This window comes from Kitasatospora saccharophila (genome assembly GCF_039529925.1).
Classification (GTDB): Bacteria; Actinomycetota; Actinomycetes; order Streptomycetales; family Streptomycetaceae; genus Kitasatospora; species Kitasatospora saccharophila.
In genome coordinates this window covers 119,032-132,349 of the sequence record NZ_BAAANS010000012.1, presented here as the reverse complement: position 1 = coordinate 132,349, position 13,318 = coordinate 119,032, and the positions used below count along the sequence as shown (strand labels likewise).

Genomic DNA, 13,318 nt, shown 5'->3' with positions numbered 1-13,318 from the left:
CCAAGCGCGCAGGCTCCCACCTGGTCCCCACGGCCGCCGCACCTACCGGACAACCCCACTTCTCCGGAGGTTCCTCCATGCTTGAACGGGCCACGCCCGCACCCGAGTCGACCTCGCGCCGGGCTCCCTCCCGGCGCCGCGCCGGCGCCCTCGTGGTGGCCGCCGCCATGACCGTCGGCTCCACCGCCCTGGCGCTCTCGCTCGGTTCGGCTTCCGCCGCCACCGTCAACCTGCTCGCCAACGGCGACTTCGAGGCCGGCTCGCTGAGCGGCTGGACCTGCACCAGCGGCTCGGTGGTCAGCACCCCCGTGCACGGCGGGTCCTACGCGCTGAACGGCAACGCCACCGCCTCGGACACCGGCCAGTGCCAGCAGGTCGTCACCGTCCAGCCGAACACCCAGTACACGCTCTCGGGCTTCCTCAAGGGCAGCTACGTGTACCTGGGCGCCACCGGCACCGGCGTGAACGCGTCCACCTGGACGCCGGGCGCCACCAACTACACCCAGCTGAGCACCACGTTCACCACGGGCGCGTCGACCACCTCGGTGACGGTGTTCACCCACGGCTGGTACGGCACCGGCGCCTACCAGGCGGACGACCTGGCGCTGACCGGCCCGGGCACCGGCGGTTCGACCAGCCCGTCCGCGTCCACCAGCACCTCCGGCTCGCCCAAGCCGTCGAACTCGGCCTCGACCTCGCCGAGCCCGTCGAACTCGACCTCGCCCAGCCCGTCCAACTCGGCCTCGACGTCCCCGTCGCCGTCCGCGAGCTCCAGCTCGGGCACCGGCAACGGCCCGTCGGGCGACGGCAAGATCACCGTGCCGGGCGGGGTGACGGTCACCAAGGCCACCGCCAACGCGGTGGTGCTGAAGTGGAACGCCTCGACCGACTCGACCGACAACTACGTCGGGTACAAGGTGTGGTCGAAGGGCCAGCTGGTCGGCACCTCGATGGGCACCAACATCGCGATCTCCTCGCTGCTGCCGAGCACCTCGTACACCTTCAGCGTGCAGGCGTACGACAAGGCGGGCCACGCCTCGCTGCAGTCCGCCGCGGTGACCACCTCCACCGCCGCCGCGCCGGCCACCGCCAAGCCGCTGAAGTCGGCGTACTTCGACCAGTGGTCGGTGTACGACGCCGCCTACTACCCGAAGAACGTGGACACCTCGGGCGCGGCCACCAAGCTGGACGTGATCTCGTACGCGTTCGAGAACATCCACCCGACCAACCTCAACTGCTTCGAGGCGGTCAAGGCGTCGGACGCCAGCCACGAGGACAACCCGAACGCGGGCGACGGCGCGGCCGACGCGTACGCCGACTACCAGATGGACTACTCCAACGCGATCTCGGTGGACGGCTCCACCGACGAGTGGGAGCAGCCGCTGAAGGGCAACTTCAACCAGCTGCGCCAGCTCAAGGCGAAGAACCCGAACCTGCGGGTCACCCTCTCGCTGGGCGGCTGGACGTACTCCAAGTACTTCTCCGACGCGGCGGCCACCGACGCCTCGCGCAAGAAGCTGGTCTCGTCCTGCATCGACATGTTCCTGAAGGGCAACCTGCCGACCAACGTCGCGGGTGACGCGGCGGGCGGCGCGGCCAGCGCCGCGGGCATCTTCGACGGCATCGACATCGACTGGGAGTACCCGGGCTCGGCCGGCGGCCACACCGGCAACCACTACTCCGCGGCCGACAAGCAGAACTTCACCGCGCTGCTCGCCGAGTTCCGCAGCCAGCTCGACTCGTACGGCGCCAGCGTCGGCAAGAAGTTCCTGCTCACCGCGGCGCTGCCGTCCGGCCAGGACAAGATCCAGTACATCGAGACCGACAAGATCGGCTCGTACCTGGACTACGCCGACATCATGTCGTACGACATGCACGGCTCGTGGGACGCCACCGGTCCGACCAACCTCCAGGACCCGCTGCACGACAGCCCGGCCGACCCGACCACGCCGATCGCCCCCGGCACCGCCAAGTACAACGTGGACACCACGCTGGCCGCGTACACCACCGGCCTGCCGGAGTACGGGATCAAGGGCGGCTTCCCGTCCAACAAGATCATCCTCGGCATCCCGTTCTACTTCCGCGGCTGGACCGGCGTCCAGGCCGGCAACAACTACGGCCTGTACCAGAACGCCACCGGCGCCACCCCGGCCAAGCCCGGCAGCCAGGAGGCCGGCCTGGCCAGCTGGCGCGAGCTCACCCTCACCGCCCAGAACACCCACTGGGACCCGGTGACCGAGAGCACCTGGGTCTACGACGGCACCAACTTCTGGACCGGTGACGACCCGAAGGCCATCCAGGCCCGCGCCGCGTACGCGAAGAACAAGGGCCTGGGCGGCATGTTCGCCTTCGCCCTGGAGAACGACGACAACAACTCCACGCTGCTGAACACCATCTACAACAGCCTGGGCTGACGCACCGCCACGGACTGACGGCCCGCCGCACCTTCCCCATGGGTGCGGCGGGCCGTCACCGTTCCCGCCGGGCGCGCAGCAGCCGGGCGCTCAGGGCTGCCGGGCGCGCAGCAACCGGGCCTCCGCGCGCAGCCGGTTGCCGAGGCGGTCGTACCAGAAGACCTCCTCCTCGCTCGGTCCGACGTGGTCGGGGGAGAGCCAACTGTCCAGCAGGGCACGGTGTTCGGCGGGCAGCGGGCGGCCGATCCGGCGCAGCACGGTCAGGGCGCGCAGGCCGGTCCAGGTGGGGCGGAAGGCGTCGAGCAGGACGGGGACGGACCGCCGGGGGTCGCCGGTGATCCGCCACAGCGCCTCGGCGGCGTCCACCCGGCCCCGCGGGTCGCTCCCCGCCAAGTGCCGTTCCACCAGCGGCAGTAGCGGCGCGCCGACCGGTCCGAGCCGGGCCGCCTCGACGAGGGCGCCCCGGCCCTGTGCGAGCCGTTCGGCGACCAGGCGCAGCGCGGGGCCCGGGTCGGCGCCGAGCCGGACGGCGGCGACGGCGGCCGCGGCCTGCAGGGGGTGGCCGTCGCGGGCGGCCAGTTCGCCCAGCGCGGTGGTGAGTCGAGGGTCGGCGAGGCCGGAGCCGCCGAGCAGGTGCAGCAGTTTCCGGTGCGGTGCGGCGCGCAGCAGCCGGGTCAGTTCGGGCAGCAGGGCGGCGGTGTCGGCGGGGGTGAGCGCGTCGAGGAGTTCGTCGGCGGCGCTGCGGTCGGTGCCGTCGCCCGGGCAGCGGTACGGGGCGAGGGCGCGGCGGCGCAGCGCGAGGTCGGGGGTGCGGGCGGCCAGCGCGTCGAGCGCGGCCGGGGCCGGGTCGGGGACGGCGGTGAGCAGCCGGGCGTCGCCGGTGCGGCCGAGGAGGAGTTGGGCGGGTTCGGCGACCCGGCGGTCGGGGTGGGCGGTGTCCGGGAGGACGGCGGCGGCGAGGGCGGCCGGGTCGGGGTGGCGGGCCACCCCTTCGGCCAGGCCCCGCAGCAGGTTCGCCCGCCAGTACCCGTCGTGCTGGTGCGGCAGGGCGGCGACCAGCAGGTCGAGGGCCGGCGCCTCGCGGCCGGGCCAGCGGGCGGCCAGCCGCAGGGCGCGGCGGGTGCCGCGCGCGTCGTGGTCACCGGCGGCGATCCAGGCGGCCGCGGCGGCCCGGGTGGCGTCGGGGTCGGCGTCGAGCAGGTGCTGCACCCGGCTCTCGGTGCTGCCGACGCCGGGGAACCACTCGTCCCGGACCACCCGGAACGCCGGATCGCCGCCGTCCGCCAGCAGCACCTCCAACAGCTCGGCCGGGTAAGGGAGTTCGGACTCCTCCAGCAGTCCGAGCGCGGCCGTGGCCCGGACCGCGGGCGCCGGGTCGGCCAGCGCCGCCCGCAGCACTTCCCCCCGGCGCCCGTCCAAGCGGCTGAGCACCTCCAGCGCCTCGGCCCGCACCCACGCGGACGGGTCCGCCCGGAAGCACTCCGTCAGCGCCGTCACCGCCGGCGGCAGCGACTCCCCCGCCGCCCAGCGCGCCACCCGCACCACCTGCCGCCGCACCTCGACGTCCGCGTCCCCCAACAGCCGTAGCAGGAGCGGCAGTTCGGCAGCCGCCCGGGCCCGGCCGGCCAGCTCCGCCGCCGCCCACGCCTCCTCGTACCAGCAGTCCTCCTCGGTCCCGCCCGTCCCGGCGATGAACGCCAACGCGCGGTCCCGCCGGTGCATCCCGTGCACGGCGGCGTGCGCCAGGTACGGCACGGCGGCGACGCCCGCCGAGGAGGCCGCCCCCTGGTGCAGCGCCCGGTCGAACAGGAGGTCCACCGCCCGGTCGGCGGCCGCCGCGTCCCCGCCGTACAACGCCCTCACCCAGTGCGGGACTTCGGCCGCACTGCCGAACGCGTGACCCAGCTCCGCCCAGTCGACCAGACCGAGCTCCTCAGGCGTCCGCACGTCCGTCCCCTCCCGCCGCCGGCTTCCCCGCCCGCCCCCGGAGCCCCTCGCCCGGGCACCCCGTGCGACCGTACACCGCCGCCCCGCCCCCTCCGGGTGGGCCCGGCGCCCCGGTCGTCCGGCGAGGTGGGTTGGGGCCCGCTTGGGGCCCGCTTGGCGAAACCGTGAACCCGCTGGGAGCCGACTGTGAGTTCGATGAAGGCGTACCTTACGATCATCGGGTGCCCAGCCTGACCGGACTCCCGCTGCAGATCATCGCCACCCTGGTGGCCCTCGCCGCGTTCGCCGCCACCATGTGGCTGTGGCCCCGGCTCGGCGGCCGGAACTGGCGGGCCTGGCTGGGCCGGGTCGGGGCGTTCTTCGGGACGCAGATCGCGGTGCTGGCCGCGATGGGCCTGGTCGCCAACTCGTACTTCGGCTTCTACTCGACCTGGAGCGACCTGCTCGGCCTGGACGGCAGCCCGGGCACCGTGGTCGACCACCAGCCGGGCGGCAAGGCCGTCTCGGTGACCGGCGAGCAGAAGATGTACTCCTCACAGGGCTCCGCGCAGGACCGCTCCGGGGTGATCCAGCAGGTGGAGATCCACGGCCGCGGCTCCGGGCTGACCGGCACGCCCGCGTACGTCTACCTGCCGCCGCAGTACTTCCAGCCCGAGTACGCGAACAGCCGGTTCCCGATGGTGCTGGCGCTGTCCGGGTACCCGGGCACCCCGGAGAAGCTGATCTCGCTGCTCCAGTACCCGGCGTCCACCCTGAAGGCCATCGAGGCCAAGGAGATGCCGCCCACCGTGCTGGTGATGATGCGGCCGACCCTGGTCGGCAACCGGGACACCGAGTGCATGGACGTGCCCGGCGGCCCGCAGGTGGAGACCTTCTTCACCGAGGACCTGCCGAAGGCGATGTCCGCCTCCTACCGGGTCGACGACCGGCCCGAGGCGCGGGCCGTGATCGGCGACTCCACCGGCGGCTACTGCGCCGTCAAGTTCGCCGTGCGCAAGCCGGATTCGTACCGGGCGGCGATCGCGCTGTCCGGCTACTACGAGGTGCACAACGACCCCACCACCGGCGACCTGTTCGGCGGCAGCGACCAGGTCAAGCAGGACAACGACCTGCTGTGGCGGCTGCGCACCCAGCCCGCGCCGCCGGTCTCGCTGCTGCTGGCCACCAGCCGCAACGAGGAGAACTACCAGCCCACCCAGCAGATGGTGGCCGCGTTCAAGGCCCCGACCCGGCTGTCCACCATCACCCTGGACAGCGGCGGCCACAACTTCCACACCTGGACGCGGGAGATCCCGCCCGCGCTGACCTGGCTCGGCACCCGCCTCGCCCCGCCCGCCCCGGACCCGGCCGCCCCGAAGCCCGCCGCGAACTGACCCCCCGTCACGCCACCGGCCGGCCGGCCGCACCCCTTTCCGCGCACCCGCCGAGGCGCCGCGGCCGTCCTCCGGGCACCCCTCGCCGAGGCGCAGGTCACCCGTTCGCGAGGAGATTAGAGCGGCCTCATAGCCCTCTCTCATCAACCTCTCAGCCGGGCCTCCGAGCGTATTGCCCATGACCACGTCCAGTTCCGTTCCCCCGACCAGCGAGCCGTGGCCCGACGCCGCGAAGTACCCGCCACCGGCGGTCGCGGCCGACGCGGCGGCCGGTCCGGCGACCGCCACCGCGTCCGGCCCGGCGGCCGACGCCGAGGCCGGGCCGACCGAGTGGCCCGCCGCCGCGCCGCTCCCGCCCGCCGGGACCGGACGCGAGCGGCCCGCCGGGACGCTGTTCCCGCCCGTCGCGCTGCCGCCCGTCGGCCCCAAGGGCCGGGCCTCCTGGGCCGGCCGGCTGCGCACGCTGCCCGCCCGCACCTGGCGGGGCCGCGCGGACGACCCGCGCTGGGTGCGTCCGGCCTTCCTCGGCCTGCTGCTGGCGACGGCGGTGATGTACTTCTGGAACCTGACCGCCTCCGGCTGGGCGAACTCCTTCTACTCGGCCGCCGTGCAGGCCGGCTCGGTCAGCTGGAAGGCGATGTTCTTCGGGTCCTCGGACTCGGCGAACTTCATCACCGTCGACAAGCCGCCGCTGGCGCTGTGGCCGATGGCGCTCTCCGCCCGGATCCTCGGCCTCAGCTCGTTCAGCGTGCTGGCCCCGCAGGTCCTGATGGGCGTCGGCACCGTCGCCACCGTGTACGCGACGGTGCGCCGCCGCTTCTCCGCGCTCGGCGGCCTGGTCGCGGGCGCCGCGCTGGCGCTGACCCCGGTCGCGGCGCTGATGTTCCGGTTCAACAACCCGGACGCGGCGCTGGTGCTGCTGCTCACGCTGGCCGCGTACGGCGTCGTCCGGGCCACCGAGACGGCCTCCACCCGCTGGCTGGTGTTCGTCGGCACGATGCTCGGCCTGGCGTTCCTCGCCAAGACCCTGCAGGCGTTCCTGGTGCTGCCCGCGTTCGCCCTGGTGTACCTGGTCTGCGCGCCCACCGCCCTGCGCCGGCGCTTCCTCCAACTGCTGTACGGCACCGTCGCGATGGTGGTGGCCGGCGGCTGGTGGGTCGCGATCGTCGAGCTGATGCCCGCCTCGGCCCGCCCGTACATCGGCGGCTCGCAGGACAACTCCTTCCTCTCGCTGACCTTCGGCTACAACGGCTTCGGCCGGATCACCGGCGACGAGACCGGCTCGGTCGGCGGCGGCGGTGGCGGCGGCCGGATGGGCGGCGGCGGTGGCGGCGGCATGTGGGGCAGCACCGGCCTCACCCGGCTGTTCGACGGCGACATCGGCGGGCAGATCGCCTGGCTGATGCCCGCCGCGCTGATCCTGCTGGTCTTCGGCCTGTGGGCGACCCGCCGCTACCCGCGCACCGACTCGGCCCGGATCGCCTTCCTGGTCTGGGGCGGCTGGCTGCTCTCCACCGCACTGACCTTCAGCTTCATGTCCGGCATCTTCCACCAGTACTACACGGTGGCCCTCGTCCCGGCGGTCGCCGCCCTGGTCGGCATGGGCGCGGACGGCCTGTGGAAGGCCCGCCACCGCCTGCCGTACGCCGCGGTGCTCGCCGTGACCGTCCTGGTCACCGCCTGGTGGGCGCGCCAACTGCTCGGCCGCAGCGCCGACTTCGTGCCGTGGCTGGGCAACGCGGTGCTGGTCGTCGGCGTCCTCGCCGCCCTCGCCCTGCTCTTCTCCAGCCGGATCGCCGGCCTCACCGGCCGCCGGATCGCCACCGCCGCGGGCCTCGCCGCCCTCGCCACCGGCCTGGCCGGCCCCACCGCCTACGCCCTCGACACCGTCTCCACCGGCCACAGCGGCTCCATCGTCACCGCCGGACCGGCCGTCCAGAGCGGCGGCTTCGGCGGCCGGGGCGGCTTCCCCGGCGGCGGTGGCGGCGGCCGCGGCGGCAACTTCCCGGGCTTCCCGGGCGGCGGCCAGAACGGCGGCACCGGCGGCACCATGCCCAACTTCCCCGGCGGCACCGGCAACGGCGGCACCGGCAGCAACGGCGGCACCGGCAACGGCATGCCGAACTTCCCGGGCGGCACCGGCGGTACCGGCAACAGCAACGGCATGCCCAGCCTCCCCGGCGGCACCGGCACCGGCAGCAACGGCGGCGCCTTCCCGGGCTTCCCGGGCGGCACCACCGGCGAGGACGGCCGCACCGGCCGCGGCGGCTTCGGCGGCATGGGCGGCATGGGCGGCATGGGCGGCCTGCTCAACGGCGCCCTGGTCTCCTCCGAGGTGGCCGACCTGCTCAAGCAGGACGCCGACAAGTACACCTGGGTCGCGGCCGCGGTCGGCTCGCAGAACCAGGCCAGCTACCAGCTCGCCAGCGGCGAGCCGGTGATGGCCCTGGGCGGCTTCAACGGCAGCGACCCGTCGCTCTCCCTCGACGGCTTCAAGCAGCTGGTCAAGGAGGGCAAGGTGCACTGGTTCATCGGCGGCGGCGGGATGGGCGGCGGCAGCATGGGCGGCTCCAACTACTCCTCGGAGATCTCCTCCTGGGTGGAGTCCACCTACACCGCCAAGACCGTCGGCACCACCACCATGTACGACCTGACGGCGAGCCCGAAGGCGAGCAGCTGACCCTCCGGCCCTGCTCGAACGGCCCGTGAACGGCCCGGGGCCGTCCGGACTCCCCTCCCGGGAGCCCCGGACGGCCCCGGGCCGTTCCGCGTCCGGCGCGTCGTCCTACCGGCCCCGGCTCAGCCGCCGCACAGCGCGAGCATCGTCTTCTTGTCGGCGGGCGTCACCGGCAGCTGGTACTTCAGCGAGACCTGCGCCCACCGGATCGCGTACGAGCAGTGCACGGCGGTGTTGGCGGGCAGCCAGGTCGCCGGACCGGAGTCGCCCTTCGAGGCGTTCTGCGAGCCGTCGGCGGGGATCAGGTTGAGCGGGTCGTTGGCGATCTGCACCCGCTTGGCCTTCTCCCACTGGGCGGCGCCCTGCTGCCAGTCGTAGGAGAGCGGCATCACGTGGTCGATCTGGATCTTCGACGCCTGCTGCTTGGTCCACTGCACGGTCTTGCCGGTGTACGGGTCCCAGATGGTCATGCCGGTGACCACGCAGGCGGAGCCGTCCTTGTGCTCGACGCCCTTGCCGTCCCGGGCCAGCACGTCGTCGCGCGTCCCGCAGTTGTTGTGGCCCAGCGGCACGCCGTCCACGTTGTCGGTCCACGGCGGCCCGAACTGGTCGCGGTCGTAGCCGGTCTTCGGGCCGGCGTCGGCGGTCTTCACCTTGGCGATCAGGTCCCGCCCGGCCTTCTTGTCCGCGTCGGCGCTGACCGGAGCCAGGCCGGGCTTGGTCCCGTCCGGGTTCTGCAGCGGGTTCGTCCCCTGCGAGGCCGCCCCCGAGGCGCCACCACCCCCGCCCCCCTTCTGCGCGCTGGTGCACCCGGCGAGGGCGAGCGGACCGAGCAACAGGACGGCGACGACGGCGGTACGGCGGGAGCGCACGGTGTTCCTCTGCTGCTGGGCGACTCTGACGGCCCACCAGGAGACCAGCCCCGCTCCCCCCGGTCAAGCCGATCGGGGCCCGGCATGACACACCTCACAAAGCGGGCAAATGTCGCCCCGCCGCGCACTCCCTCCAGCACGAACCGCAGATCGGCGGTCACCCGCCCGCGCCGGATCCGCTCAGGGCCACAGCTGCCCGCGCGTCCAGTCCTCGCCCACGCGCTCGTAGCGCAGCCGGGTGTGCCTGCGCTGCTTGTCGGCCTGCCAGAACTCGACCTGCTCGGCGCGGACGGTGTAGAGCGTCCACTCGGGCACGACCAGGCCGGGTTCCCGCTCGATCCGCTCCAGCGCCCGCTCGGTGGCCAGTTCGAGCTCCCGGACGTCCCGGAGCGGGCTGCTCTGCCGCCCGGCCAGCGCCTCGGCGCGCGCCCCGGGCGAGCGGGCCAGGAAGTCGGCCGCACTGCGCTCCGCCGGTTCCGGCGCGACGGTGCCGGTGATCCGGACCTGCCGGGCCTGCTGCGGCCAGTGGAAGGAGAGCGCCGCCACCGGGTTCGCGGCCAGGTCCCGCCCCTTGGGGCTGGCGGCCCCGGCGGCGAACTGCCACCCGTGCCGGTCCACGTTCTTCAGCAGCAGCACCCGCGCCGAGGGCCTGCCGTCGGCCCCCACGGTGGAGAGCGTCATCGCGTGCGGCTCCCGGACCCCGTCGTCCACCGCCCCGGTCAGCCAGTCGACGAACAGCTCCTCGGGCCGCTCCGGCGCCGCGTCCGGATCGAACTCCGGCAACTCCCCCGCGAAGACCGCGAGGCCGCGCAGGTACTGCCTGACGTCCGCCGTGCCGATGTCCGCCATGGGAAATCCCCTCCCCCTCCGGTGCCCGCCGTACGCCCGCGATCCTACGCCGCACCGCTCCTCCGGCCCTCCGGTCCTCACCCCCCGATCGCGGACATCGGCCGGTCCGGGCGGACGAAGTCGGCGTCCCCGATCCGGTGCCCGGGGGCCTTCCGGGCCACGCAGTCCCGCCAGGCCCGTTCGATCCGGGCGTCGTCGGCGCCGCCGCGCAACAGGGCCCGCAGGTCGGACTCGGCGGTCGCGAACAGGCAGTTGCGCAGCTGGCCGTCGGCGGTGAGCCGGACCCGGTCGCAGCCGCCGCAGAACGGGCGGGTGACGGAGGCGATCACGCCGACCACGTGCGGGGTGCCGTCCAGCCGCCACTCCTCGGCGGGCGCGTTGCCGGGCCGGCCGACCGGGACGAGCGGCCAGCGGGCGGCGAGGGCGGCGAGGATCTCGTCGGCGGTGAGCATCGCGGCCCGGTCCCAGGCGCCCTGGGCGTCCAGCGGCATCGACTCGATGAAGCGCATCCGGTAGCCGTGGTCGACCGCGAACTGGACCAGGTCGACGAGTTCGTCCTCGTTGACGCCGCGCACCGGCACCGCGTTGACCTTGACCGGTGCCAGTCCGGCGTCCTGCGCGGCGGCCAGCCCGGCCAGGACGTCGGCGAGCCGGTCGCGGCGGGTGAGCGCCGCGTACCGTTCGGGGCGCAGGGTGTCCAGGCTGACGTTCACCCGGTGCAGTCCGGCCCGCTTCAACTCGGGGGCGCTGCGGGCGAGTCCGATGCCGTTGGTGGTCAGTGAGAGTTCCGCGCCGAGTTCCGCGAGCCGGGCGACGAGCGCGGGCAGGCCGCGGCGCAGCAGCGGTTCACCGCCGGTGAGGCGCAGGGTGCGGACACCGAGGCGGTGGACGGCGATCCGGGCCAGCCGGAGCAGTTCGTCGTCGGTGAGCGCCTGGTCGCGCGGCAGCCAGTCGAGTCCCTCGGCGGGCATGCAGTAGGTGCAGCGCAGGTTGCACCGGTCGGTGAGGGAGATCCGCAGGTCGGTGTGGACCCGGCCGTACCGGTCGACCAGCGGGGCGGGAGCGCCGGTGGGGGTGTCTGGGGTGCGCGGTGCCATGGGGCCAGTGAACGGGGGCGGCCGGGGCCCGGTCCAGGGACGGAACGGCCGGGAGCGGCGGACGGGCGGCGGGCCCGGCCTGTCGGATCGTCCAAGGCGGCGGGGCGGGGCGGGGCGGCAGACTGTCCGTGTGACTGGCGGCGCGGTGGGTGACGGTACGGACGCGGACGGCGGCCCGGCGGCGCTGCGGGTCCCGGCCCTGGTGCTGGCGGCGGGCGGCGGCTCCCGGCTGGGCGGCCGGCCGAAGGCGCTGCTGCCCTACCGGGGGCGCCCGCTGCTGGAGCACGTGCTGGCGGTGGCGGCGGACGGCGGCTGCGACGGGGCGGTGGCGGTGCTGGGCGCGGCGGCCGCGGAGGTGCGGGCCCGGATCGCGCCGTGGGCCCCGACCGAAGCCCCGGATTGTCGACTGGTCGACAATCCCGACTGGCGCACCGGAATGGCCTCCTCGCTGCTCGCCGGCCTGGCCGCGCTGCCGCCGGGGACCACCGCCGCCCTCGTCCTCCTGGTGGACACCCCGGGCGTGACGGCGGAGGCGGTGCGCCGGCTGCGCTCCGCGCACACCGCCCGCACGGACCTGGCCGCCTGCGCCTACGCCGGGCGCCGGGCCCACCCGGTGCTGATCGGTGCCGCGCACTTCCCGTTCCTGCGCGCCACCGCGACCGGCGACGCGGGCGCCCGGGCCCTGCTGGCGGGCCGTCCGGTGGCGCTGGTCGACTGCACCGGCGCGGGCACCCCGGACGACCTGGACACCCCGGAGGACCTGACCCGGTGGGGCATCGGCTGACGTCCGTCCGCAGCCGGCCCGGGAGGCCGCCGGTGCCGGAGAACCGTCGGGTATTTTCCGCCCGCAGCAAGCAAGTTGACGTACCGTCATCGAGTCCTGTCGGGGCTCTCGCGCCCCGCCCGGCACCGGCGTCCCGTACGACCGCGCACGCCCCCGGCGCGCAACCGTTCGCTCACCTTTTCGCCACCTCAACTCCGTTGTAGGAATCCCTCATTCCGCGGCGGCCGGGCCCCCGATCGGCCAGGATGGAAGGACCTCCCTCCCAGTCGACCCGAACGGACGGTGACCGCCATGCCGCTGCCCGAGGATGCCGCCGACGCCACCGCGGACGCGGTGCCCACCGGTTTCTCCCCCGGTTCGCCGTCGGGGGCGAGCCAGTTGCGCTGCCCGGCCTGCCGGGCGGAGCACCGGTACGAGCCGCCGAGCCTGCCGTGCCCGTGCGGGGCGCAGCTGCGGGTGCCGCTGCTGCGCGGCGGGGTGCCGGTGCAGGTCAGGTTCCGCTCCTGGGAGGACTCCTGGCTGAACATGCGCTGTCCGCACTGCGGGCGCAGCGACCAGTGGCCGCAGCCGGAGTTCACCTGCGACTGCGGGGCGACGGTCCGGCTGCCGGTGGACCGGGTGCCGCGGCTGCAGAGCACCGACGCGCGGTCGAGCCGGCCGGTGGAGAGCGCCCGTCCGTACACCACCGCGGTGCCGCCGGCCCCGCCCGCCCAGGCGCCGGGCCCGCTGGCGGCCGGTTCGGGCGCGGCCCGGGCGCTGCGCCAACCGTTCCGGCCGCAGCCGGTGCGCACGCCGCAGGACGCGGTGCTGACGGCGGCCCGGTACCTGCAGTGGCTGGGCTTCTGCGACCTGGAGCTGACGCCCGGTCAGGAGCGCGACTCGACCACCCTGCTGGGCAGCCGGATGGTGGCCCGGGTGGACACCTGGACGGAGCCCGCCGACGTGAAGGCGGTGGAGTGCCTGTGGCTGGAAACGCTCCACAGCGAGGACGTCGCGGCCGCCATGTTCACCGTCTCGGGGTACTCCCGGCAGACCGCGGTGCGCGGCGAGCAGTTGTTGGTGGCGCTGTTCACGCTGGACGCGGCGGGCATCCCGCAGCCGTCGAACGGCGCCGCCGAGGCGCTGATGGAGACCGGCTGGACGTCCTGACGCCGCGCCCGCGCGGCCCCGCCGCGCGCCACCGGGGACGCCCCTGACGGCGGCCCGCCGGACCCCCGGCGGCCCCCCGTCGCACGTCCCCGACGACCACCGTCCGGATCGGGCCGTTCCGGATTTCCTCGCGCTCGTGATCTGGTGCACAAGCTC

The 13,318-nt window shown here is 74.6% G+C and carries 9 protein-coding genes; 5 read left to right on the top strand and 4 right to left on the bottom strand.

Annotated elements, in window-relative coordinates:
• Positions 1-77 precede the first annotated feature (77 nt).
• The gene (locus ABD345_RS11650; RefSeq protein WP_344551910.1) at positions 78-2,414 is read left to right on the top strand and encodes a glycosyl hydrolase family 18 protein; all 2,337 of its coding nucleotides are present in this window, start codon (positions 78-80) and stop codon (positions 2,412-2,414) included.
• 90 nt (positions 2,415-2,504) lie between these two features.
• Here ABD345_RS11650 and ABD345_RS11645 read toward each other — a convergent pair whose 3' ends face one another.
• On the bottom strand, positions 2,505-4,361 hold the full coding sequence (locus ABD345_RS11645; protein WP_344551909.1) for a HEAT repeat domain-containing protein: 1,857 nt from the start codon (positions 4,359-4,361) through the stop codon (positions 2,505-2,507).
• Between the two features lie 221 nt (positions 4,362-4,582).
• On the opposite strand from ABD345_RS11645, the gene ABD345_RS11640 reads away from it, so the two are divergent.
• Complete coding sequence (locus tag ABD345_RS11640) at positions 4,583-5,734, top strand: alpha/beta hydrolase (RefSeq protein WP_344551908.1); 1,152 nt, start codon at positions 4,583-4,585, stop codon at positions 5,732-5,734.
• 178 nt (positions 5,735-5,912) lie between these two features.
• The gene (locus tag ABD345_RS11635) at positions 5,913-8,414 is read left to right on the top strand and encodes an ArnT family glycosyltransferase (RefSeq protein ID WP_344551907.1); all 2,502 of its coding nucleotides are present in this window, start codon (positions 5,913-5,915) and stop codon (positions 8,412-8,414) included.
• Between the two features lie 119 nt (positions 8,415-8,533).
• On the opposite strand, the gene ABD345_RS11630 is transcribed toward ABD345_RS11635, so the two are convergent.
• The 3 genes from ABD345_RS11630 to moaA all read right to left on the bottom strand — a co-directional run bounded on the left by ABD345_RS11630 (position 8,534) and on the right by moaA (position 11,229).
• Positions 8,534-9,283 carry an HNH endonuclease family protein gene (locus ABD345_RS11630; protein WP_344551906.1) on the bottom strand — a complete coding sequence of 250 codons (750 nt, stop codon included), beginning with the start codon at positions 9,281-9,283 and terminating at the stop codon, positions 8,534-8,536.
• A gap of 180 nt (positions 9,284-9,463) precedes the next feature.
• A complete protein-coding gene (locus ABD345_RS11625; RefSeq protein ID WP_344551905.1) occupies positions 9,464-10,132 on the bottom strand; it encodes a pyridoxine/pyridoxamine 5'-phosphate oxidase in 669 nt (222 codons plus the stop codon).
• A gap of 77 nt (positions 10,133-10,209) precedes the next feature.
• Positions 10,210-11,229, bottom strand: a complete 1,020-nt coding sequence (gene moaA, locus ABD345_RS11620; protein ID WP_344551904.1) for a GTP 3',8-cyclase MoaA — start codon at positions 11,227-11,229, stop codon at positions 10,210-10,212.
• Positions 11,230-11,359: 130 nt separating this feature from the next.
• Between moaA and ABD345_RS11615 the strand changes: the two genes are divergently transcribed.
• Together ABD345_RS11615 and ABD345_RS11610 are read left to right on the top strand one after the other, a co-directional pair.
• Positions 11,360-12,013 carry a nucleotidyltransferase family protein gene (locus tag ABD345_RS11615; protein ID WP_425556799.1) on the top strand — a complete coding sequence of 218 codons (654 nt, stop codon included), beginning with the start codon at positions 11,360-11,362 and terminating at the stop codon, positions 12,011-12,013.
• 291 nt (positions 12,014-12,304) lie between these two features.
• Positions 12,305-13,162, top strand: coding sequence for a hypothetical protein (locus tag ABD345_RS11610; RefSeq protein WP_344551903.1), 858 nt, complete (start codon positions 12,305-12,307; stop codon positions 13,160-13,162).
• Positions 13,163-13,318 lie beyond the last annotated feature (156 nt).